This window comes from Burkholderia glumae LMG 2196 = ATCC 33617 (assembly GCF_000960995.1).
Lineage (GTDB): Bacteria > Pseudomonadota > Gammaproteobacteria > Burkholderiales > Burkholderiaceae > Burkholderia > Burkholderia glumae.
The window spans coordinates 1,688,526-1,710,352 of the sequence record NZ_CP009434.1 but is presented as its reverse complement, the minus strand read 5'-3'; the positions used below and the strand labels follow the sequence as shown (position 1 = coordinate 1,710,352).

Annotated in this window: 17 protein-coding genes and 2 pseudogenes; 4 read left to right on the top strand and 15 right to left on the bottom strand. The window is 66.6% G+C overall.

The annotated features are described in order from the left end of the window. Window positions 1-412: 412 nt before the first annotated feature. The 4 genes from KS03_RS08355 to KS03_RS08340 form a co-directional block, all read right to left on the bottom strand. Window positions 413-1,360 carry an aldo/keto reductase gene (locus KS03_RS08355; RefSeq protein WP_012733946.1) on the bottom strand — a complete coding sequence of 316 codons (948 nt, stop codon included), beginning with the start codon at window positions 1,358-1,360 and terminating at the stop codon, window positions 413-415. A gap of 202 nt (window positions 1,361-1,562) precedes the next feature. Continuing rightward, window positions 1,563-3,377 (bottom strand): hybrid sensor histidine kinase/response regulator AtsR, encoded by a 1,815-nt coding sequence (atsR, locus tag KS03_RS08350; protein WP_012733947.1) that lies wholly within the window; start codon window positions 3,375-3,377, stop codon window positions 1,563-1,565. Window position 3,378: 1 nt separating this feature from the next. After that, entirely contained in the window at window positions 3,379-3,879 is a 501-nt protein-coding gene (locus KS03_RS08345) for a putative pterin-binding protein (protein WP_012733948.1), read from the bottom strand. A 44-nt stretch (window positions 3,880-3,923) separates the two neighbouring features. Beyond that, on the bottom strand, window positions 3,924-4,796 hold the full coding sequence (locus KS03_RS08340; RefSeq protein WP_012733949.1) for a response regulator: 873 nt from the start codon (window positions 4,794-4,796) through the stop codon (window positions 3,924-3,926). A 531-nt stretch (window positions 4,797-5,327) separates the two neighbouring features. On the opposite strand from KS03_RS08340, the gene KS03_RS08335 reads away from it, so the two are divergent. Next, on the top strand, window positions 5,328-6,329 hold the full coding sequence (locus KS03_RS08335; RefSeq protein WP_012733950.1) for a hypothetical protein: 1,002 nt from the start codon (window positions 5,328-5,330) through the stop codon (window positions 6,327-6,329). 110 nt (window positions 6,330-6,439) lie between these two features. On the opposite strand, the gene KS03_RS08330 is transcribed toward KS03_RS08335, so the two are convergent. The 3 genes from KS03_RS08330 to KS03_RS08320 form a co-directional block, all read right to left on the bottom strand. Then, a complete protein-coding gene (locus tag KS03_RS08330) occupies window positions 6,440-7,567 on the bottom strand; it encodes a cupin domain-containing protein (RefSeq protein ID WP_012733951.1) in 1,128 nt (375 codons plus the stop codon). Window positions 7,568-7,703: 136 nt separating this feature from the next. After that, the gene (locus tag KS03_RS08325; protein WP_012733952.1) at window positions 7,704-8,849 is read right to left on the bottom strand and encodes an aminotransferase class V-fold PLP-dependent enzyme; all 1,146 of its coding nucleotides are present in this window, start codon (window positions 8,847-8,849) and stop codon (window positions 7,704-7,706) included. A gap of 34 nt (window positions 8,850-8,883) precedes the next feature. Beyond that, entirely contained in the window at window positions 8,884-9,561 is a 678-nt protein-coding gene (locus tag KS03_RS08320; RefSeq protein ID WP_257819747.1) for an MFS transporter, read from the bottom strand. On the opposite strand from KS03_RS08320, the pseudogene KS03_RS32715 reads away from it, so the two are divergent. Beyond that, window positions 9,529-10,128 (top strand): annotated as a pseudogene (locus tag KS03_RS32715) (porin); the annotation flags it as partial. The gene KS03_RS08320 and the pseudogene KS03_RS32715 sit on opposite strands and share 33 nt — an antisense overlap. Before the next feature lie 186 nt (window positions 10,129-10,314). Here the strand turns inward: KS03_RS32715 and KS03_RS08315 are convergent. The 3 genes from KS03_RS08315 to KS03_RS08305 form a co-directional block, all read right to left on the bottom strand. Then, on the bottom strand, window positions 10,315-11,898 hold the full coding sequence (locus tag KS03_RS08315) for a methyl-accepting chemotaxis protein (protein WP_012733953.1): 1,584 nt from the start codon (window positions 11,896-11,898) through the stop codon (window positions 10,315-10,317). A gap of 405 nt (window positions 11,899-12,303) precedes the next feature. Further along, the gene (locus tag KS03_RS08310; protein WP_012733954.1) at window positions 12,304-12,873 is read right to left on the bottom strand and encodes a GNAT family N-acetyltransferase; all 570 of its coding nucleotides are present in this window, start codon (window positions 12,871-12,873) and stop codon (window positions 12,304-12,306) included. A 256-nt stretch (window positions 12,874-13,129) separates the two neighbouring features. Further along, window positions 13,130-13,408, bottom strand: a complete 279-nt coding sequence (locus tag KS03_RS08305) for a hypothetical protein (RefSeq protein WP_017425513.1) — start codon at window positions 13,406-13,408, stop codon at window positions 13,130-13,132. A 774-nt stretch (window positions 13,409-14,182) separates the two neighbouring features. Between KS03_RS08305 and KS03_RS08300 the strand changes: the two genes are divergently transcribed. Continuing rightward, window positions 14,183-14,950, top strand: coding sequence for a GH12 family glycosyl hydrolase domain-containing protein (locus KS03_RS08300; protein WP_012733955.1), 768 nt, complete (start codon window positions 14,183-14,185; stop codon window positions 14,948-14,950). A gap of 104 nt (window positions 14,951-15,054) precedes the next feature. Here KS03_RS08300 and KS03_RS08295 read toward each other — a convergent pair whose 3' ends face one another. Then, the gene (locus tag KS03_RS08295) at window positions 15,055-16,593 is read right to left on the bottom strand and encodes a methyl-accepting chemotaxis protein (protein WP_012733956.1); all 1,539 of its coding nucleotides are present in this window, start codon (window positions 16,591-16,593) and stop codon (window positions 15,055-15,057) included. Window positions 16,594-16,648: 55 nt separating this feature from the next. Here KS03_RS08295 and KS03_RS31150 point away from each other — a divergent pair, with 55 nt between their 5' ends. Then, a complete protein-coding gene (locus KS03_RS31150) occupies window positions 16,649-16,933 on the top strand; it encodes a hypothetical protein (RefSeq protein ID WP_124837690.1) in 285 nt (94 codons plus the stop codon). A 239-nt stretch (window positions 16,934-17,172) separates the two neighbouring features. Here KS03_RS31150 and KS03_RS08290 read toward each other — a convergent pair whose 3' ends face one another. The 4 genes and pseudogenes from KS03_RS08290 to KS03_RS08275 form a co-directional block, all read right to left on the bottom strand. Further along, a complete protein-coding gene (locus tag KS03_RS08290) occupies window positions 17,173-18,081 on the bottom strand; it encodes a SphA family protein (RefSeq protein WP_012733957.1) in 909 nt (302 codons plus the stop codon). Between the two features lie 246 nt (window positions 18,082-18,327). Next, a complete protein-coding gene (locus tag KS03_RS08285; RefSeq protein ID WP_230674479.1) occupies window positions 18,328-19,083 on the bottom strand; it encodes a VOC family protein in 756 nt (251 codons plus the stop codon). Between the two features lie 278 nt (window positions 19,084-19,361). Then, a pseudogene (locus tag KS03_RS08280) lies at window positions 19,362-19,777 on the bottom strand (fumarylacetoacetate hydrolase family protein); the annotation flags it as partial. After that, window positions 19,776-21,341 (bottom strand): methyl-accepting chemotaxis protein, encoded by a 1,566-nt coding sequence (locus KS03_RS08275; RefSeq protein WP_042967724.1) that lies wholly within the window; start codon window positions 21,339-21,341, stop codon window positions 19,776-19,778. The gene KS03_RS08275 and the pseudogene KS03_RS08280, both read right to left, overlap by 2 nt. Window positions 21,342-21,827: the final 486 nt, after the last annotated feature.

Genomic DNA, 21,827 nt, shown 5'->3' with positions numbered 1-21,827 from the left:
CGGACCACGGCGCGACGACCCGGGTCTGCGCAAGGCCGCCGGCATTGCATTTGCGCACTGAAATTTGCTTTGTCGTTTCAATGCACCGTATCGAATCGATTTAACAAATTATCAAAAGCCTGGCGAAACGCATGCTGAAGCTATATCGGCCGATAGTGCGGCGGCGCAGCAGCGTCGAGCGGCCGCGCGGCCGGCCGGAATCCATGCAGCAGGTTTCATGCCCGGGCGGCCGTTGCGGGCGCATCCATGCCGGCCCGGCGGGAAAGCCGGCGCCGTTATTCCGGCCCGGCGCGACCGCCGGCGATGGCGCAACCGCCCCGCCCGCGCCGGGCCGATGCGCGGCGCGCCGCGAACCTGCCGCGCCGCCCACGCGCCGGCCGCCGCGAGCGCGGCTGGCAGGCGCCAGGCCGAATCAGGCCGCGCTGGCGCTGTCCAGCGCGCGCACGTCCTCGGCGTCGAGCTTCAGTTGCAGCGCGGTGCCGAGCGTCTTCAGCTGTTCCAGCGAGGTGGCGCTCGCGATCGGCGCGGTCACGCTCGGCCGGGCGATCTGCCAGGCCAGCGCGACCGAGGCCGGGGTGGCCGCGTGCTTGTCCGCCACCTTGTCGAGCGCGTCGAGGATGCGCCAGCCCCGCGCGTTCAGATACTTTTCCACATGCGAGCCGCGCCGGCTCTTGGCGAGGTCGTCGCGCGAACGGTACTTGCCGCTCAGGAAGCCGCTCGCGAGCGCGAAATAGGTGACCACGCCGAGCTTCAGGTCGCGCACCACCGGCTCCAGATCCTGCTCGTAGTCGGCGCGGTCGTACAGGTTGTACTCCGGCTGAATCACCTGATAGGCGGGCAGCGCGTTGCGCCGGCTGAGCTCGGCCGCCTCGCGCAGCCGTGCGCCGCTATAGTTCGACGCGCCGATGAGGCGCACCTTGCCCGCCTCGATCAGCGTGTGGTACGCGGCCAGCGTCTCTTCGAGCGGCGCCGAATCGGCAAAGTCGCGGTGCGAGAAGTAGAGATCGATGTAATCGGTTTGCAGGCGGCGCAGCGAATCGTCCACCGCCTTCAGGATGTTCTCGCGCGACAGGCCCGGGCGCGTCTCGAGCATGCCCACCTTGGTGGCGATCACCACGCGCTCGCGCTTGCCCGAGCGCTTGAGCCACTTGCCGAGAATGGTCTCCGATTCGCCGCCCCGGTTGCCCGGCACCCAGGCCGAATAGACGTCGGCCGTGTCGATGAAATTGATGCCGGTGTCCTCCAGCGCGTCGAGCAGCGAAAACGAGGTGGCCTCGTCGGCCGTCCAGCCGAACACGTTGCCGCCGAACACGAGCGGCGAGACCCGGATATCCGAATTGCCCAACGAACGATCTGCCATCTGCGAATCCTCCATGACGATGCGGGACGGCCGCGGCGCGGATGCGCGCGGCCAGCCCGGAGAATCTACCGCAGAACGCCGATCGCGGCAGCGAGGCGCCCGCTTGCGCGTGAGCCGAGCCGGCCCCGCCCGTGCTGCTCCGTGCTGCTCCGTGCTGCTCCGTGCTGGCCCGCGCTGGCCCGAGGCGCCTGCTGCCGGGGCCTCAGGCGAGCAGGCGCTCGACCACGGAGCGCAGCTCGCTGAGATGGACGGGCTTCGGCAGGAACGCGTCGAACACGTGCCGCTGCTCGTCCAGCGCGGCCGACTCGTAGGCGCTCACCCCGAGGAGCGCCGGCCGCGCGCCGCCGTCTGGCTCCGCCAGCGCGCGAATGCGCCGCGCCACCTCGAATCCGCTCAGGTCCGGCAGTTCGAGATCGAGCATCACGAGGTGGTAGCGGCGCGTGCCGGCGCGCGCGATGCCGTCCTGCCCGGTGTCGCACAGATCGACGTCGATGCCGAGCGCCGACAGCATCGCGCCGAGCGTTTCACGCGCGTTGTCGTTGTCGTCGATCACCAGCGCGCGCCAGCCGCGGCGAGCGAGCGCGAGCGGCGGCGCCGGCACCTCGGCCGCCGCGTTGCCGGCCGGATCGGCGCCCGGCACCTCGACCGGCAGCGTCACGACGAACTCGCTGCCTTCGCCCACCACGCTGCGAACCTCCACCCGGCCGCGCAGCGTGGTCACGATTTCGCGCACCACCGCGAGCCCCATGCCGATCCCGTCCACGCTCGGCCCGCCCGGGTCGTTCGCACGATAGAACGGCTCGAATATCTTCGGCAGATGCTGCTTCGCGATGCCGGCCCCGGTATCGCGCACGGCGATCCTCGCCTGCTGGCCGCGCGCGTCCTCGAGGGTGACCGCCACCTCGATCGAGCCGCCGAGCGTGTACTTGACCGCGTTCTCGATCAGGTTCGACAGCACCTGCCGCAGCAGCGTGCGATCGGAGCGGATCGCAAGACCCGCCGGCTCGATGCGTCGCGTGATCGTGATCCGCTTGGCCGCAACCTTGCCGCGCAGCGGTTCGAGCACTTCGGCGAGCAGCGGCGCGATGCCGACGGTATCCAGCTTGACGATGCGCTTGGTCGAACGCAGCTTGATGTAGTCGGTGAGCTCCTTGACGAGCGCCTCCAGCGACAACGCGGAGTTCTGCAGCCGCCGGATGGTCTTCAGGTTCGCTTCGGACTGCGCCCGGGCGAGCAGGATCTCGATCGATCCGCTGATCGCCTGCAGCGGCGTGCGCAGTTCGTGGCTGACCATCCCGAGGAATGCGTTCTTCGCCTCGATCATCTCGAATGCACGGTCCGAGGCCTGGCGCTCCGCGTCGAGCGCCGCGTTTTGCCGTTCGAGCAGGTCGTCGCGCGTGCGCATCGTATAGAACAGCAGCAGGAACAGCGCGCACAAGATCACGCCGAGCACGATGCCGAGGATCAGGATCGCGCGCTGCCGGTTCTTCAGCTGATGAAACATGAAGTCACGCTGCTCGATTTCGATCGCGCGGAAGTAGTTGGCGAGGCCGTTGACCTCGGGCCAGCGCGCGCCGACTTCGTCGACCATCTGCTGCGCGTTCTGCGGCGCATCGCGCAGGCGCGGCACCTCGCGCTTCAGGTGCGCCATGAATTCGCCGAGCGCGTCGATCTCCTTGCGCGCGCGCGGGATGCGCAGCCAGTACGTCGACACTTCGGAGGGCCGCTGCAGGAAGCCGAACGACACCGACAGGCTGTCGAGCTGCATCTGCACGTGATCGAAGTCGTCGTCGCGATGCGTCGCGTAGAGAATCAGCTGCCGGTCGAAGCGCGCATAGACGTTGCGATATTGCGCGGCGGTCCAGAACACCCCCTCGCGCGGCCCTTCGCGCACGCCTTCGTTGACCGAGGTGGCGAGCAGATCCCAGAGCAGGAACGCCCATGCCGCGAAGCCCATGATCCAGAGCCAGCCCAGGATCAGGATGATCTTCTTGTTTCTCCACTGCTGCCGCGTCATCTCACTTCACGGTCAGACCGACGACCTGCCACGCGAACTTGGCCTCGCCAAGCGGCGTCATCAGCTCATCGGGATACTCGTCGCGCGGATACATGAGCCACAGCGGGCCGTAGTTGTCGTTGCCGAGCACCTTGCCGTTCATCGTCCGCGCGAGGATCACGCCGTACCGGTCGGCATCGGAGGCGGGAATCGTAAACGTGTATTCGTCGATGCAGTGCAATTCGATCTGCGTGCCATGCGCGCCGACCATCTTCAGCACGTCGGACAGGCGCGGGCCGGTGAAGGTGGCTTTCGGGGTCCAGCTCGTCGAGGTGACGATCGTATGCTGCGGCAAGGCCATCAACGCGCGCTCGGAAAAGACGTAGCTGGTCTTGCCGGGCTGATTGCTCTTGCCGATCTTGCCATCGACGGTGAAGGTAAACGCCGCCGCCCAGGTGGCCGCTGCCATTCCGAGCAGGCAGGCCGCCAGAAGGCTTCTGGTCCAGATGCTTGACTTGCGCATGACTTTCTCCCGTGTGCTTGATGCGATGGCGCGTCGCGGCGGGCTCAGCTCGAGCCGGCCGCGGCCGGCGACGTGATCTTCAGTTCGCGTGCGACTTCGGCAAACAGGATCGGCAGGCGCACCGGTTTTTCTTCGCAGCGCGCATTGTAGTGCGACACGATGTGCGCGATCTCCTCCTCGCTCGCCTCGCCGGTCGAGATCTTGCCCGTCAGCAGGAAGATCGGCGCGCCGCTGTTCTCGCTCGAGCGGATGCCCCGCACGAGTTCGGCGGCCGTCTGGTCGCCGAGCATCCAGTCGAGGATGTAGGCGTCGAAATCCTCGCTCGCCAGCGCCTTGCGGAAGCTCGCGCCGTCGAAATACGGAATCGCGTTCACCCCTTTCTCGATGAAATACTCGCACACCGTCTCGGCGACATCCGGCGCATCGTCGACCACGGCGATCCGCGCGGCATAGGCGGTCGGCTGGGCCGAGCGCAGTTCGATCAGTTCGACCGGATAGGTGCGGCCCTGGTGCGCGTGGGCCCGCTCGGTGACGATCCAGGCGCCCTGCCACTGCGACGCGACGAAATCCGTTTCGACCTGGCTGCTGGCCTTCGTCGAGATCGCGGCGCGGCAGCGAAAGCGCCGCGATTCCACCACGAAGGTCGCGTCGATCATGTCGGCCGCGGCCGGCTGGGTGCCCTTGTCGTCGAGCAGGATCGCAGGCGGCACGCCGAAGTGCGTCGCAATATCCTGCAACTGCGACAGATTCCACGGGATCAGGCCTTTCATCTTGCGCGTGACGACCGAAAAGCTCAGGCCCAGCACGTTCGCGATCGTCGTGTTTTGGCTTCGTGGCGGAATGCCATGCCGGCTCAGCAGATCGCGCACCTTGTTGGCGGTCACGAGATCGACGTTGGCCTGCTCGGGAGTGGGCATCTCGATGGGGTCTCAGAAAGGCGGGAAGGGAAAAGCATACCAAAACTGACGCATTGCGCAAGTTTTAAGATCAAAATGGCCTTGACAGGCCATTTTTCTCCATTATCATTGCTAATCGCGTCATCATTGCCTATCGCGTCATGTTTGGATATCGATGCCGGCCGCGCTCGGGCAGCGAGAAACGGCTGGCGGGCAAGCAGCCTTGAGCGAGACAAAAGCAGAGCCTGAGAGCACCTCGAGATGCGTGTCGGCTCGGGTGGACGCAATCCTATCCACCCCGGCCGCACGCGATCCGGTGCGCCCCCGCAGCGCCGCGCGGCTACCGAGCGCAGAACCTGCGCGGCAGGCTGGGCCGAGCCAACGCGCTCGAGGCCGCGGACTCGCCGCCTCGCCAGCCGCCGCAGCCTGGTCCCGACGCACGGCGGGCTTGCCGCCGCCGAACACTCACCCGCCGCCCAGCGGTCACGACGCGCAAGCGGTGAGTCTTGCATCGTTCTTGCGCGCCATCACAATTCACTACTAGAGGTCGCCATGAAAAAAACAGCCGCATTGGCCGTGTTCGCCTGTTTCGTCCTGTCCGCATGCGGAGGGGACGACGGCGGCAGCTCGCCCACCGCATCGTCGTCCACGCCGTCGGGCTCGACTTCCACGTCCGGCAGCACCGGCAGCACCGGTAACGGATCGGGCAGCGGCTCCACCAACAGCGGCAGCACGCTGACCTCGCGCTTCGAGGCGCTCGCGCCGGCGGCCGACGCGGCGAGCTTCCTCACGCTGGTCAACGCAGAAGGCGCGAAGGGCTTCCGCTACCTGGGCGACCAATTCTATTCGAGCGACAACGCCATCCGCTCGGTGTTCGTCAACGACGGATCGGCCAGCACCTATACCTACGAACTGTTGGCCCCGCCGAGTACGCAGAGCGACAGACTCACGCAACTCAACGCGCAAGGCGCGCGCGGCTTCCGCTTCGACGGCGGCCTCAACTACGGCACGCTGTATCGCAACGACGGCTCGTCGGCCACCTACAGCTATCAGTTCCTGCCGGGCACCACGAGCGCCTCCGCCTTCCTGACACAGGCCAATGCGCAGGGGCAGTCGGGTTACTGGTATGTGGGACCGTTTGCGTTCGGCGGCGCGACGCAGAACATGTACATGAAAAATGCCGCATCGAACGCGACCTATGCCTATGAGGCACCGGCCGCGGCCAACACGGCGAGCGATTTCATCACCCAGGCCAATGCCGAGGGCGCACGCGGCTATCGCGCGAAGGGCGAAGCCATGATCGGCTCGGACGACGTGGAGATCTACTTCAAGGATCAGACGCAGTCGCCCACCTTCACGTTCCAGTCCGCCACGACGCAGACCACCAGCGCAGCCTTCCTCACGCAGGCGAACACGCTCGGCGCACAGGGCAATGCCTATTTTGGCGATCTCGGGTTCAGCGCCGGCACGCCCACTACCGCGTCGGTTTATCTGAGCGCGAAAAACTGCACCGGCTTCATCTGCACCACACTGAACCCGCTGCTGCAGAACTGAGGATACCGGCCTGCCGTCGGGAACCACACGAAAAGGCGCGGCGCGGGTCGCGCCTTTTTGCTGCCGGTCGCAGCGGCAAGCCAGGCCCGGCGTCCGCCGTCTCGCCCCGCTCATTGGCTGGTCGAAACCGTCAGATCGGCCGGCAGCGTCACTTCGAGCAGTTCGAGATCGGCGCTGCATTGCGCGAAGCCATACGGCGTTTCGCCGGGAATCGCCATGCTGTCGTCCGCCGCCAGCGGATAGGCGCGCGCGCCTTGCCACACCGTCAACCGTCCCGACAGCACGAAGAAGAAGCAGAATTCCGACGCGTGCCGCTGCTGCGCGAGCGGCGCCGCCCTCTCGCCTTGCGCAGGGCGCACGAGGCGCACGCCGGCCAGGCCGCCGGTTGCCTGGCCGATGCCGGTATCGGAGGCGATGAAGCCGGGCATCCGCCACGGCGCCCAGTCCGCGCCCCGCTTTTCATAGCGCACGAAGCGCTGTCCGTCAAATTCTCGGCCCGCTTGCAGCGTCGGCGTCGGCAGCGTCATGTCGTGATCGGCAATCGTGATGTGCTCGGCCGGCGTGCCGATCTCGACCACCTCCGCGCCCGCCGAACTCTCGAGGACGCGGTGCCGGATGCACGGCGGCTGCAGCACGCAATCGCCGGCATCGAGCACGAACGGCTCGCCCTGGCCTTCGTAGACGACGCGCACCCAGCCCTTGCGGCAGAAGATCATCTGGAAGCGAATCTTGTGGAAGTGCACGTAGTCGGGCACCGGGCCGCCTTCCAGAATGCGGATGTGCGACGCGATGAACGCGCCGCCCTGGCGCTTCGGCAGCAGATCGCGGTAGCGCAGCCCCGCGCGTCCGACGCTCCATTCGGCGCCCTCCTGCGCGCGCGACAGCACGAGTTCCTGGCGGTTGACGGGTTCCTTCATACGCGGCTCGGCCGCGACGAGCCTGATCTCGACACCGTTCGGCGCGATCAGCGTGCGCTGCGTTTCGCCGAGTTGCCGTTCGTCGTCGCACAGCACGTCGAGCTTGGTCACCCCGTCGGGCGCGCCGAGCGTGATGCGCAGCGCCAGGTTGCAGCCGAACAGGATCGCGGTGCGAGGGCTGTCGGCGGGGAAAATCGCATCGATGCGAAAACCGAGCCGCTCGATGAAGAACTGCGTCGTCGCGGAAAGATCGGAGCACGACATCGGCACGAGAAAACCGCGCACGCCGGTGAGCGGCTGGAAGGAAAGCGAGGTCGTCATGGACAAGGTATCCCGGGGTTGCGATCGTGATGGAACAGGCAGGAGGCGTGGGGTTCACCAGGCGGCCCGAGGCGGCCCGCTCGCCCCACACGGCATGCCTTGCCGGCAAGGCGCGAACGCCTGGCGCCGCGCGCCCTCATCGCGGCAGATGCGCGGCGACGCGCTCGATACCGGCGATGGTGGTGCCGGCGCCCGGAGACAGGCGCAGCGTGCGGCCGCGCGAATCGATCAGGACGCGCTGGGCGGCCAGTATGCCGACCACCTGTTGCGGATCGAGATGCGCGGGCGTCTGCACCATGATGCTGCCGCCGCGCGCAGCGTCGTCGCGCGGCGACAGCAGCCGGTAACCGCGCCCCTCGGGGATCTCGATCAACTGGCGGCCCAGCGCGAGATTGTGCGCGCGCAGCGTGCCGGGCGGCTGTGCGAGCAGCCAGTCGAAACCGGGTTTCGAGGCGACGAACGGCAGCAACGACGGCGTGCCGGTGTCGAAGCGACGCGCGTCCGGCGCATAGGCGAAGGCATCGAGGTCCCAGTTGAACGGATCGGGCTGGCTGAACCAACCGCGCACCGGCGGCTGCATCCCGGCGGCGAGCCGGTGCGGCGCGAGATAGCCGAGCCCGGTGCCGGGTGCGCCGCACAGCCACTTGAGGGTGGAGCCGCAGACGAAGTCGACCGGCGTCTGCCCCAGATCGAACGGCAGGATGCCGGCGCCTTGCGTGATGTCGACGGCCACCAGGCTGTCGCGGCTGCGCGCATGGGCCGTCAGCGCGGCAAGGTCCGCACGCTTCGAAGTCAGCGACGACACCCAGGTGATCAGTGCGAGGCCGACGTCGGGACTCCAGGCGGCGATGAAGTCTTCGTCGCGCACGTAGGCGTCGCCCGCCCGCACGGGCACGGTCTTCAGCGCGAAGCCGTAGCGCGCGGCCACGCCGCGTAGCAGGAAATGCAGGCTCGGAAAGCAGTCCGCGGCGACCAGCACGGTGCGTCCGGCGAGCGCGGCGACGTCCAGGCCGTCGAGGAAGCGCGCGAACACGTCGGTCACGTTCTGCGCGCCGAACACCTGCGCGGGGTCCGCGCCGATCAGCGTCGCCCAGTTCGACAGCAGCGCGTCGCGCGCGGCGAGCCCGATGCGCCAGCGGCGATCGTCGGGCGCGTACCAGTCGGCGGTGAAGCGCGCGAGCGCCTCGGCCACGGCTGCCCGCTGGCCCGGATAGACGCCGACCGAGTGATACATCAGCCAGCCGCTGACATCGTCGCCGTTCGAGAGAGAAGAGTCGGCCATGACCGTGGTCCCGTGGGAGCGTGAGGTTCGGACCTCACAGATGCTTGTCGACGCAGCGCTGGTAGACGCCAATGCATGCGAGGCTGAGCGCGGCGCAGCCCATCAGGTAGAAGGCCGGAGAGACCGGGTCATGAGTCCAGCCGATCATGGCCGTCACGAGCCACGGCGTGAAGCCGCCGAATGCCATCACGCCGATGTTGTAGCTGAAGCCCAAGCCGGTGCTGCGCACGTTGGTGGGAAACAGCGACGACAGCACGGCGGCGAGCGGGCCGAAGTAGATCGCCTTCAACAGGCCCGCCAGCACCATGATCGCCATCAGCACCCCGAACGACGGGGCGCCGATCAACCAGCGGAAGCATGGGTAGATCGTCAGCAGCGTGACGAGCGCGGAAAGCGTCATCAACCGGCTGCGGCCATGGCGGTCCGCGAGATGGCCCATCAGCGGCGTGAATACCATCAGGATCGCGCCGGTCAGCACGGTCGCGGCGAATCCGGTCGACGCGGGCAGATGCAACTGCCTGACCGCGTAGGTCGGCATGTAGAGGATCATCAGATAGCTCGCCGCGGTCGACACGGCCATGATGCCGGCCGCGAGCGCGACGCGTCCGAGGTGGCGCGCGAGCAGATCGCGCACCGGCGCGGCGTGCTGCGCCTGCGATGGCGGCAGCGTGTCGCCGATATGCCGGCGGATATAGAGGCCGACCGGCGCCACCAGCAGGCCGAACACGAACGGCACGCGCCAGCCCCACGACTCGATCTGGATTTCGCCGCGCGCTTCGAATCCGCCGCGCAATGGGCGACCGGCTACGGCGCGCACCCCGGCGACCTCGATAACCTGCAGAACACGAACCGTATGAACGACGCGCTCAAGTTCAAGCGCGTCGACCGCGCGGGCTTCCGGTTCGGCGCCGCGTGCAGCCTGGGCGGCACGGCCGGCGGCCTCGGCACGAACCAGATCTGGTCGCTCGGCGCGGGGTACGAGCAAGGGCCGCTGTCGCTGGGCGCCGGCTACCTCAACGTGCGCCGTCCGAACTTCTCGTTCTTCGGCAACCACCGCACGTCCAGCCCCACCGCGTCGAACCTGACGGCCAGCACGGTCTATGCGGACTACGCGTCGGCGAGCACGCAGCAGATCATCGCGGCCGGGGGCGCGTACCGGATCGGCAAGGCGACGGTCGGCGCGATATACACCAATACGCAGTTCCGCGGCCTGGGCTCGTTCTCGTCGCTCGACTCGCTGCATTATCCGGGCACGGCCGCGTTCCACAACGTCGAAGCGAACTTCCGGTATCTGCTCACGCCGGCGCTGACGCTTGGCATCGCTTACGACTATATGAAGGCCTATGCTGAGTGCAGTCTGCGACGCGGTCGCCGGCTTGCCGGCTTGCCGGCTTGCAAGGCGCCGCTGAGCCGTGCACTGCCTGGCGGCGGGTCCAGGACGGCCCGGCACCATCAAGCGCGCCGCTCAGCTTTCGCGCAGCGCCGGCAATCCTCGGTGCGGCGCCTCGTCGAGACGGAAGAAGGTCATTGCCGCCGTGAGCAAGCGGCCCTCGTTCTCGAGCGACTTCGAGGCAGCGGCCGCCTGTTCGACCAGCGCCGCGTTTTGCTGGGTCACCTCGTCCATCTGCTCGACCGCCCGGTTGACCTGCTCGATACCGCGGCTCTGCTCGCCAGAGGCGGCCGCGATCTCGCCCATGATGTCGGTCACGCGCCTCACCGCCTGCGTCACTTCGGCCATCGTGCGGCCCGCGTCGCCGGCTCGTTCCGAGCCGTCTTCGATTTTCTGCACGGAGGTCGAGATGAGCGCCTTGATTTCCCGCGCAGCATCGGACGAGCGCTGCGCAAGAGAGCGCACCTCGCCGGCAACCACCGCGAAGCTGCGCCCCTGCTCGCCGGCGCGGGCCGCCTCCACGGCGGCGTTTAGCGCAAGGATATTGGTCTGGAAGGCAATGCCTTCGATGATGCTGATGATGTCGGCGATCTTCGACGACCTCTCGCTGATCTCGGTCATGGCCCCCACCACCTGCCCCACCACCTCATTGCCGCGATGCGCGATCTCGGACGCACGCACCGCCAACTCGCTTGCCTGCCTCGCATGCTCCGCGTTCTGCTTGACGATGGAGGTCAGCTCCTCCATGCTCGCGGCAGTTTCCTCGAGCGAAGCGGCCTGCTCCTCGGTGCGCGCGGACAAATCCTCGTTGCCCGACGCAATCTGGCTCGACGCGATGGCAATGGTGTCCGCGCTGGCCCGCACTTCTCCGACCACGTTCTTCAGGTTGTGGTTCATGTCGCGCAACGCAAGCAGCAGCTCGCCCGTCTCGTCACGGTATCGCGGATCAATATGAGCGGTCAGATCTCCGGCCGCGATCGTCTGGGCGATCCGTAGCGCCTCGTGCAGCGGGCGGGTGATCGAGCGCAGGATCATGTATGCGAAGCCGATCCCGATCAACAGCGCGACCGCGCCGAGCGTGAGCATCAGGACGTGCACCTCGGAGATATTCTCCCGGGATCGGGCGCCCGCCTGAGCGACCCGGGCGTCCTGTAGCTCAGTCAGCGCGGCCACCGACTGCTGCAGTTCATTCAGGGCTCCTAGGGTTTCGCCGTTCATCAGGGCCACTGCCTCGTCATGCCGGCCGGCTGCCAGCAGATTCGACACCTGACTGAACGAGCGCACGTAGGCCTCGCGCGTCGCTCTCACTCTCGCGAGCAAGCCCTGGCTGTCGGTATTGTCGGACTGCCGGTCGAGCGTATCGAGAAAGGCGGTGATGGCGGCCTTGTTGGCGTTGATGCCCTGGCGAATCCCGGTGAGCCTGGCCGGGTCGGTGGTAATGAACAGCTGCATCGTCAGCGCCGCATTGGCGCGCGTCAGCGCATTGATGTTATGCGCCGCCTTTGCCTTAATCCAATCCCGCTTGATGATTCCATCGTTTATCTGCTCGATCCCCGCCAAGCGTATTTCCACCACGGCAATCAGCGTGACCATGAGTGCCAGCACCATAAAAAAGCCGGTGCCCAGGCGCACTCCAATCTTCCAATTTTTCCAGTCCATGCCGTTACCACCCTGTCGGTGTTGCAATACCGTTACAACGTCCCATCCGCGCCGCCCGGCCTCGCTGCCATCCATTCTTCAGGGGATAGGCGTCTTCCCGCCCTGCTTCGCGCGGTTTCCCGCCGAGTAGCCATTCTCTCAAGTTTCAATTTATCCGAAAATCGCGGCCGGCCCGCAGCCGGGCAGCCGCTTCGATGCTTGATGCCGGACGAAGGCGGGCCGTGCGCGGCAGGCTCCCCAGGCTGGCCTGCCCGGCGCTTTGCGGACCGCTTGAAACTCACATGCCCGCCTGACGCGCCGCGCGGCGCGCCGCTCCTCGACGCGGCCCTTGCCGAGCAGGCGGACTTGCCGCTTAAGGCGGCCAGCCTCCGAAAAGCGGCCGGGTCCGGCGGCCACCGGCGCCGGCTATGTCCGGCGCGGCGCCAGTCGTGCCATGAGCGCCGGCACCTCGGTCCACGTCACGCGCCGCACCGGCAAGACGACGTTCGCGCCAGTCAAGGTGTGGTTGAACGGGGCCGACTCCTTGCCGCCGATGCGCTGGTAGAACTCGCGCGCCATCGTATTGCCATCGAGCACGTAAAGGAACAGCGGACGCCCTGGCCAGACTTCGGCAAGCCTGGCCGCGCAGCTTGCCAGCAGTCGCTTGCCGAGGCCGTAGCCCTGAAAGGCGGGGAGCACGTGCAGGTTATCGAGGTAGACGCCGTATTCCGGCTCCCGCTCCGGCATGAGGCAACTGAAGCCCACCGGCACGCCGTCGCCGCGCGCCAGCGAGATTTCCAGCGGAGCCTCGGCGCCTTCGAGCAAGCGGGCGCGCCAGGTGGCGCCGCGCTCGGCCAAGGCCCGATGCATCAGGTAGTCGGCCGGCAACAGGCCGGCGTAGGCGTGCTGCCAGCTCAGGGTCTGGATCGCGGCGATCGTGTCGGCGAGGGCTGCGTCGTAGGGCGCGGCGATGGGCTGCACGTCGATGTGGGGCATACGGAGTCTCGGCAAGGCGCTTCCTGGATCGATGCGCGGAACGGACGGTTACGCCGCGGCGACGTTCATGAGGACGGATCTGGATGGCTTCGTGCCTGTCGGCGCCCTTCAGCATGGCGCCGGAGCGCGGCGCAGCCGAGGCAGGGTTGCTCGCCGACGGCGCCGCCGCCGCTGGCGTGGGTGCGGCGCCGCGCCGGCGAGGCGGAGATCGCCTCGGCGCCGCGCGGCGGGCTGCAAGAGAGCGGCCCGCGACGCGTCAAGCGCGCGGCCCGTCTCCATCGGCCCCCTCGTCGGCCGGATCGCGAACCAGTTCACGCAGGCGGGCGAGATTCTCGCGGAAGGTCGCGCTCGCGACCGGGTCGAGCGCCATGCTGACCTCGTCGCCCATCGCCTCGAACAGCGCGATGACGCCGCGGCCCATTGCCCGGGTCTCGGCGTCCAGCTCGAGGCCGGCGCGGCCGGCCGTCATGTCCTGCAAGAGCCCTTCGGCGTTGCGCAGCAGGGTCGCGTAGCTGAGGCGGGGCTGGTCGGTCATGGTCGGTTCCGGTGATGCGAGGGGTGAGGCGCAGCATGCTGGGCAAGGTGTGACCGCTACTATAAGCATGTCCGCGCCCTGCACGCAATGCCGATGATCGGCATTAACGGTATCAGGAAAGCAATGCGAACATTTCGTCGCCAGTCAATTCGTTAATTCAATAACCAGAAAAAATGATCGAGCATGACGCCGATATGCCGACCGTTTCGATCAATCAGGATGGGACGCCGGGCAATCTGGACAACGCTGATGCCGGGCCGCGATGCATGCAGCGCTATCCCGGCCCGGCATGCCGTCCGGGCCGGCGAAAGCCTGCTCGAGCAGGGCCAATAACCGGGCCGCCGTTACGAGCAAGCGGCGCGAATATCGCGGCGGCGCTCGAAACGGATACGCCTGTCGAATCCGGGCCAGGCCGATGCCGCCTGCGCCGCGGGCTGCTTTCGGCGCCGCGACGCGCTATCCGGCCTCGCTGCCGCAGCGTCTCGAATCATCCCGCCGCCGCAATGTGCGAAACCGCCTCCATGACAAATTCGACGCGTGCCGGAAATTCAACGATTGCTCATGGATTTCATTTCCAGCGATGCTGCAATGCAAAGCAAAATCTTTATATCGAAAACAATAGCAGGCTGATTTTGAACCGAGGCAGGAAGATAATGTATGCTCGCTCACGCATTGTCTCGAATGCGGCCGGGGCCATCGAATATATTTCCAGAGACGTCCGCCTGCCGGCCAGCCGATCGAATCCGCCGCAATCCTTCCTTGTGGAGATCGTCCATGCTATCGAATCCGTTGCACCGCGCCCGCTGGCTGCTGCCCCTGTCGATCCTGTTCGGCGGCACCGCCTCGGCGCAAAGCTGCATCTCGACGCAATACGGTTCACTCGCGCAAGGCAGCTACACGATCCAGAACGACGAATGGGGCCTGGCCAATAACCCCGGCGGCTGGCAGCAGGTCTGCACCGGCAGCGCCGCGAACAACAGTTGGTCGTCCACCTGGTGGTGGGCCACCGGCAGCGGCGGGATCAAGTCCTACCCGAGCATCTACCGCGGCTGGCAGATGGGGGCCTGGTCGCCCGACCCGGGCGGCTTCCCGGTGCAGGTGTCGGCCCAGGCGCCGCTGCCCACCCATGTCAGCTACAGCATGAGCGGCAACAACCAGTACGACGCCGCCTACGACCTGTTCTTCTCGCCCTCGAACAACCCCGGCTCGCCCTCGGGCGAGATGATGGTCTGGCTTGCTTACTCGGGCACCCAGCCGGCCGGCAACCGGGTGGCGTCGGGCGTGAAGCTGGGCGGCATAGACGGCAGCTGGGACGTCTACCAGGGCAGCAACGGCTGGCCGGTATGGAGCTTCGTGCGCACTGCGCAGACCACCAGCTTCAGCGGCAACCTCCAGCCCTTCGTCTATTACCTGGCCTACACCAAGGGCTGGCTGAATCCGAGCTGGTACACGCTGAACACCCAGTTCGGCGTGGAGGTGATTCAGAGCAACGGCGCGAACGGCTCGGTCAACGTCAGCAGCTTCAGTGCCTCGGCACGCTAGTCGAGGCGACGGCGCGGCCGGCGCCGTGCGCGAGGCGTCATCGGTTCGGCCCGAAGGCCGGCGGCCCGCCCGTGCCGGTGCGGCCTCGGCCGCCGCGCCTGCCCTCAGGCGCTCAGCCTGAAGGCCGAGACGGCGGTCCTCAAGCGTGCCGCCTGCTCGTCGAGCGAGGCCGCGGCCGCGGCCGACTGCTCGACCAGCGCGGCATTCTGCTGAGTGACTTCGTCCATTTGCGCCACCGCCAGGCCCACCTGCTCGACCCCGGTGCTCTGTTCGGCCGAGGCCACCGATATCTCGCCCATGATGTGGGCGACATGGTCGATCGACCGCACGATCTCCGTCATGCGTGCTCCCGCCGTCTCGACGAGCCGGCTGCCCTGGTCCACCCGCTCGGCCGAGGTCGCGATCAAGCCCTTGATGTCTTTCGCGGCCGCGGCGCTGCGTTGCGCCAGCGAGCGGACTTCCGAGGCCACCACGGCGAACCCTCGCCCCTCCTCGCCTGCCCGAGCCGCTTCGACGGCGGCGTTGAGCGCGAGGATATTGGTCTGGAACGCGATGCTTTCGATGACGACGGTGATATCGGAAATCCGCGCCGACCCTTCCGAAATCAAACGCATCGTTTCAACGACTTCCCGCACGGCCGCGCCGCCCAGTTCGGTCGCCTCCTTCGCATGGCCGACCAGCGTGTTCGCCTGGCGCGCATTGTCCGCATTCTGTTTGACCGTGGAGGTGATCTGCTCCATGCTGGCGGCGGTTTCCTGCAGCGATGCCGCCTGCTGCTCCGTTCGTTCGGACAGGTTCTGATTGCCCTGCGAGATCTCGCGGGTGCCGAGCGCGATCGAATGCGCCGCGGTCTGTATGTCGGCGATGGTCTCGGCCAAGCGCGCCTTCATCTCGCCGAGCGCGACGAGCAGGCTGCCCGGCGCGGCTTTGGCCGTATCGAACTGCACGTCGAGCTCGCCGGCGGCAATGCGCGCGGCGACGTGCGTGGCATGGGCGGGCTCGCCCCCCAGCGTGCGCTTGACGCTGCGCAGCACGCCGAAGGCGATCGCGGCCAGCGCGGCGGCAATGACCAGCGTGATGGCACCGAGCTGAAACGCGAACTTGCTGAACGCCGCGTCGATGTCGTCATAGAAGAATCCGGTGCCGATCCACCAGTCCCAGCCGGGAATGGCGACCACGCCCTGGAGCTTCGGCTCCGGCTGGGCGTCGGGGCTGCGCTTGACCAGCACGTCCACCAGCGCGAAGTGATCGCGCGCCATCCCGGCCCGGTATGCCTCGCTGTCGGTCAGGCCGCTGGTCGTGCGGTTGCCCTTGGCGCGGGTGCCGATGAACTTGGCATTGGGATGCACGAGATTGATGCCGTCGGCCGTGGTCACCCAGTAGTAGCTTTTGGAATTTGCATTGAGCGCCGACAGCGCGGCCTTGGCCTGCTGCTGCGCCTGCTCCTGCGTGAGGGCGCCGCTCGCCTGCATCGCGCGATACGAAGCCACGAGATGCTCGGCTTTGGTCAACAGGATGACGACCTCGTCGCGGCGGCTGTCGATCAGCGCGTTGCGCAAGGTTTGCAGCGACACTGCCGCAAGCAGGACGACCCCCAGCAGCGCGGCGGCAACCATCATCATCAACTTCGCGGACAGCTTCATGTGTCGCTCCAGACATTAACCGGTTGGCACAATATCGGCGTGACGCGCCCCCGCCTTGAACCGCTCGACGTCGGTGATTACCCTCGATTCGTGCGCTGATCGCACAAGGCGGCACGCCGAGGTGCGGGAGTGCCGCCGATTCGGACAGCGCGACCAGTGGAACGGCCGGGGCCGAGCCAGCGATCATGCCGGCGAGGGAACCGAATCCTCGACACGGATGAAGCGCCGCTTGCAGCAGCGTGCGGCCGACATGTTCGGCACGGCGGGCACCGCTTCGCGCGAGCCGCCGGTGGGCATCGGGCTGCCTGCCAGGATCGGCCCGCTTGCTCCGGGGGAATGATTTTGAGGCGGCGCGCTCACCGAGGCGGGACGGGCCTGGCCGCCGCCGCGTGGCCGTCAGGTTCGACGCGATACACGCCGAGGAGGCGTTGGAACCCGCGTTTGCCGCGCTACGCGGTGCCGGGGATCGCGAACCCGGCTCAGGGCCGAGGCATTCGGCCGTCGACGGACGGCACGGCCAAGGCGCGCGGCGCGACAAGGTGTTCGTCGAGCGCTATGGCGCAGCGCGCATAGCAGGCGCTAGAGAGGTACGCTGACTTCGAGCCAGATTCGCTCGCCCTGCGGGCGATTGCGCACGGCCAGCTCGTGCTGGTATTTCAGCACGACAGACGAGCCGGGGCGCCACTCCCAGCGAACCTGCGGCCCGATGCCGACGGCTTGTCCTCTGAAGCCGTTCTCGTTGACGGACTGCCCGTTGACCGTGTCGTCCGTGAATTGTTTGAGATAGAAGCCTTGCACGCCGAGTTGCACCTGTTTTGTCACGGCGTATCCCACGAGCCAGTCGAACGCGGCGACAGCGCCCGAGTGATAGTTCGTAGCGTGGTTCGGCGAGTTGAGTTCTACCAGGGCCATGCCCGACAGTTCCCAAGCAGGGGCCGGAAACCATGTCACGTTCAGGCTAGGCATCCAGGCATAGGTATTCAGCCCGGTGTTCGCGACGCGATCGGCCTGGTACGCGCCGGTGGGTAGAGCGACATCGTTGGTAAGAAAGGCGAAGAACGAATGCGACCGGTTCACGTAGCCGAGCATCAGGGGCTGCACGATCGTGTCGCCGAATGCGCTACGCGTTCCATTTCCGCCCGGGGTATCGAGTTTGAGGTGGAATATGGTGGCAATCAGCCCACTGGACAGGGTGAACGGACCTAGCGTCGTGTTCCAGGTGTGAACGACCCGAGGCGCGTCGACAAAGGCGCTGCTGCGGAACCCGGGAACGGCGCTATCGCCCTTCCCGCCGGCGAACTTGTTCGCGACATAGTACTGCGTGTAATTGTAGAAACGAGTGTCGCCCGGCGCGGGAAGCACACCGTCGAGGACGGTGTTCACGCCAATCGGATAGTTGACAAGCCCATTCTCCGTCGCCTGGGCGGAACCGATGCCGACCGTCGCGAGCGACGCCAAGACCGCCGCCAGGCTGATTCTTTCTTTCATTTCGTCTCCTTAGGAATACTGACTCATTCATTGTTATCTACCGGCATGGTCGGCCATGGCATCGGTTACCGTCGTGGAACCTGGCCGAACGACCCATCACGACAGCGATTGGATCGATCGGTTGGTGCCCCGACTCACGTCACCTGCCGGGACAGCTCGCCACCTGCGGTCTGTTTCTCTAGCACGATATGCCGCCGAGGTTTTGCCGCTTCCCTCAGGACAAGGCTTGACGCCGCCTTGGGCGGATCATCGAGGCGAGGCGGGCTGGGCCTCGTAATTGAAGACGAAGTCCTCGGGGACGTCGGGCCCCCAAACATAGAGCGAGTCTTCGATCGGATGATCCGCTGCCGGCCAGCTGGCGCCCGGCTCGACATAGTCGATGTCGTAGGAATACTCGGCGTAGCTGTTCCACGGGTCACGGATATACGCAAAATAGTTGGAACCGAGAACATGGCGCCCGACGCCCCACCCGCCTCGGTAGCCGGCACGTTCCATCTGCCTCATGCCCATGCCGACCTCGTCCAGGCTGCCAACGCACCAACTGCTGTGGTGCAGGCCGCAGCCATCCGACTTCGCCAGCGCGATCAGGTGATGGTCGCTGCCATGCGGCGTATGCATGAAAGCGATCACCTCTCCGGACCGGTCGGACAAACGAAGTCCCAGCACGTCTTCGTAGAATTGGAGGCTGCGCGAGACGTCCGCCGTGAACAGGAGGATGTGAGACAGATACAGCGGCCGCACTTGGCCCACCTTGCTGCTCGCGGGAGACCGTCCCGAATTCGTGCAGGCGAGCGGGGCTTGCCGAGGAGCCGGATGGTTGGGCGACGACTTGCCTGCAACCTTGAGCTGGATAGGCAAGCCGTCCGGCGCGCGCAACCACAAGCCGTCGGCCGGCGCGCCCGGCGGTGCCGCGATGCGCTCCGCGCGCCCCGGCAGGTGCCGTTCAAAGGCCGCGGCATCGTCGGCGTGGATGCCGTAGACGACCCAGAGCAGACGCTTCACCGGCCCCTCGACGACACGCCCCCAGCGATGGGGATTGCCTCGGGTGTACAGGCCCAAGGCGCCGCCCTCTTCGATCACATCGAGGCCGAAGCACTCGTAGAAGCCGCGGGCTGACCGCAGATCGGGAACGCTGAAGACAAACTCGTCGACCGAATGGACGGCCAGTGAGCGGGCGGGGACTGCTTCGTCAGAATGCGTGACGACCTCGACATATGCTTGCGATCCGAAGCTGCATGGCGCAGCTTCTCTATGCAGTTTCGTGGCACGGCCAGCGGCGCCTAGCGAACGCGTTGCCGCTGCGTCCCCAGCGGGCCGGCTGACAGGCTCATCACGTCGCCGCGCCGGAGAAAGGCGGGCGGCTTCATGCCGAGGCCCACCCCCTGCGGCGTGCCGGTGATCACCACATCGCCCGGCAGCAGCGTCATGAATTGGCTCAGGTACGAGACGATTTGCGCCACCGGGAAAATCATGTCGGCCGTGCTGCTTGCCTGGCGCAACTCGTCGTTGACTCTCAGTTCGAGCGGAATCGCCTGCGGGTCGGGCAGCTCGTCGGCGGTGACGAGCCAGGGGCCCAGCGGGCCGAAGCCGTCGAAGCTCTTCCCCTTCCCCACTGGCCGTTGCGCTTCGTCTGCCAGCCGCGCTCCGACACGTCGTTAGCCAGGCAATAGCCCGCCACATGCGTCGCCACGCCCTCAGCCCCTGTCTTCCACATGGAACACCGCGACTGCGTCCTTCAGCGACGTGGCCTGCTCTTCGAGCGACTGCGCCGCGGCCGCGGCCTGTTCGACGAGGGCAGCATTGCGCTGCGTGACCTCGTCCATCTGCGTAACGGCAAGACTCACCTGCTCGATGCCGCGGCTTTGTTCTTCGGATGCCGCGGCGATTTCTCCGACGATATCCGAAACCCGCTTGATGGAAGACTTGATCTCGTCCATGGTCGCGCCCACTTCGGTGGCCTGGGTCGCGCCGTCGCGAATCATCGCCACCGACGAACCGATCAGTTCCTTGATCTCCTTGGCGGCCGAGGCCGATCGCTGGGCGAGGCTGCGCACCTCCCCTGCCACCACCGCGAAGCCGCGCCCGTCCTCGCCCGCGCGCGCGGCTTCCACCGCCGCATTGAGCGCCAGTATGTTGGTCTGAAACGGGATTCCCTCGATCACGTTAGTGATCTCGGAGATCTTCGCCGAACTGCTGTTGATCCGCTCGATCGTGTCGACCATGTGGTGCACCGCGGAGTTGCCCTCGCCAGTGATGTGCGTGGCGCGCGCCGCCAGCTGGTTCGCCTCGCGTGCGTTGTCGGCGTTTTGCTTCACGGTCTGCGTCAGTTGCGTGAGACTCGCCGCCGTCTCCTGGAGCGATGCCGCCTGTTCCTCCGTGCGCGCGGAAAGGTCCAGGTTGCCGCTCGCAATTTCGCTGGTAGCCGTGGTGATCGCGCCCGCTGTGCGCCGAATGTGCTTCACCATGCCGTCCAGCGCCTCGCGCATGACGTGAATGCCTTGCATGAGGCTCGCCTTGTCGCCGCTACGCGTGACGACTGTCACCGCCAGGTTGCCGGCGGCGATCTCGTGCGTCACGTGCATGGCATGAACCGGATCGCCGCCTATGGTGCGTTCGATGCTGCGATTGATGAGCGCCACCAGCAGTCCGAGCATCGCGGCGACGGAGACGAACAGCCCGACCGTCACGTAGAGCGAGAGATAGAAGGCGTCCTTGATGTCGTCCAGGTACGCGCCCGTGGAAAGAATCCAGTTCCACGGCGCGTAGCGCAGCACGTACCCGAGCTTCGGCACGGCCTTGGCAGGCGTCACGCCGGGGCGCGGAAACACGTAGTCGACGAAGCCTGCGCCCTGCGGCCCCGTTGCGACCTGCACGAACGTGGCGTAGTGGTGCCGGCCGTCTACGTCCGCCACGGCGGACAGATCGGTGCCTTCGGTTTTCGGCTTCATGGGATGCATGACCATCCGCGCGTTCCCGTCGAGTACCAGGAAGTAGCCGTCGCTGCCGTAGCGCACGCCGCGCAGCCGCTCGAGCGCCTGTTTGCGAGCGTCGTCTTCGCTGAGCTTGCCGTTACGTGCGAGCTCAGCATATTCCTTCACGATGCTCAAGCCGATCTGCGCGCTGTTGACGAGGTCGATTTTGCGCTCTTTCAGGCGCGTCTCGTACGACAGGTAGGCAGCGGACGTGGAAATGACGAGCAGTGCCGCGAGACTTGCCATGAGGGGCAGCCAGAGTTTCTGCTTGAAGCTGAGTGTGCGCATCATGTTTTCGCGAGAGTGTGCATCATGAACGGCCGGACCGCCACTTGCGCTGGCTTGCGCCGCATGCAAGCGACCGAGCCAAACGCTTCTTTGTATTACGGTCACTCGCTGTGCCAACTGAAGAGACATCACGGCCGGATCGGTCTCTGTCGGGCTGGGGTTTCCCCGGCAATCAGAAACTCAGGATAGCGAACAGAAACGCTGAGCACGTGCGACTGGCCGATGCGATCGGCTGCACGAAGCTTGGCCGGCGGCCCCACCCTGCTGGCGCGCGCGCTGATCGAAGCCAGGCGCTCTCGTTCACCGCGCCAAGGCAGGCGGTGCGAAACCCGCGCGGTATTTGCCGATACACCGTCTTACACGGCGGCACGTGGATGGGCGGCCGCCGCCACGGCGCGCGGCTCGGGCCGGCCAACGCGGCGCGTTGTGCGGCGCATGCAGGTCCTATTGCCGGCGCGGCGCGTCCTCTTTCATCGAGCCCGGATG

Excerpts from the sequence above, each read along its gene's own strand:
- KS03_RS08355 (WP_012733946.1), bottom strand. The coding sequence starts at position 1,360 with ATGGCAGATCGTTCGTTGGGCAATTCGGATATCCGGGTCTCGCCGCTC.
- atsR (WP_012733947.1), bottom strand. The coding sequence starts at position 3,377 with ATGACGCGGCAGCAGTGGAGAAACAAGAAGATCATCCTGATCCTGGGC.
- KS03_RS08345 (WP_012733948.1), bottom strand. The coding sequence starts at position 3,879 with ATGCGCAAGTCAAGCATCTGGACCAGAAGCCTTCTGGCGGCCTGCCTG.
- KS03_RS08340 (WP_012733949.1), bottom strand. The coding sequence starts at position 4,796 with ATGCCCACTCCCGAGCAGGCCAACGTCGATCTCGTGACCGCCAACAAG.
- KS03_RS08335 (WP_012733950.1), top strand. The coding sequence starts at position 5,328 with ATGAAAAAAACAGCCGCATTGGCCGTGTTCGCCTGTTTCGTCCTGTCC.
- KS03_RS08330 (WP_012733951.1), bottom strand. The coding sequence starts at position 7,567 with ATGACGACCTCGCTTTCCTTCCAGCCGCTCACCGGCGTGCGCGGTTTT.
- KS03_RS08325 (WP_012733952.1), bottom strand. The coding sequence starts at position 8,849 with ATGGCCGACTCTTCTCTCTCGAACGGCGACGATGTCAGCGGCTGGCTG.
- KS03_RS08315 (WP_012733953.1), bottom strand. The coding sequence starts at position 11,898 with ATGGACTGGAAAAATTGGAAGATTGGAGTGCGCCTGGGCACCGGCTTT.
- KS03_RS08310 (WP_012733954.1), bottom strand. The coding sequence starts at position 12,873 with ATGCCCCACATCGACGTGCAGCCCATCGCCGCGCCCTACGACGCAGCC.
- KS03_RS08305 (WP_017425513.1), bottom strand. The coding sequence starts at position 13,408 with ATGACCGACCAGCCCCGCCTCAGCTACGCGACCCTGCTGCGCAACGCC.
- KS03_RS08300 (WP_012733955.1), top strand. The coding sequence starts at position 14,183 with ATGCTATCGAATCCGTTGCACCGCGCCCGCTGGCTGCTGCCCCTGTCG.
- KS03_RS08295 (WP_012733956.1), bottom strand. The coding sequence starts at position 16,593 with ATGAAGCTGTCCGCGAAGTTGATGATGATGGTTGCCGCCGCGCTGCTG.
- KS03_RS08290 (WP_012733957.1), bottom strand. The coding sequence starts at position 18,081 with ATGAAAGAAAGAATCAGCCTGGCGGCGGTCTTGGCGTCGCTCGCGACG.
- KS03_RS08275 (WP_042967724.1), bottom strand. The coding sequence starts at position 21,341 with ATGCGCACACTCAGCTTCAAGCAGAAACTCTGGCTGCCCCTCATGGCA.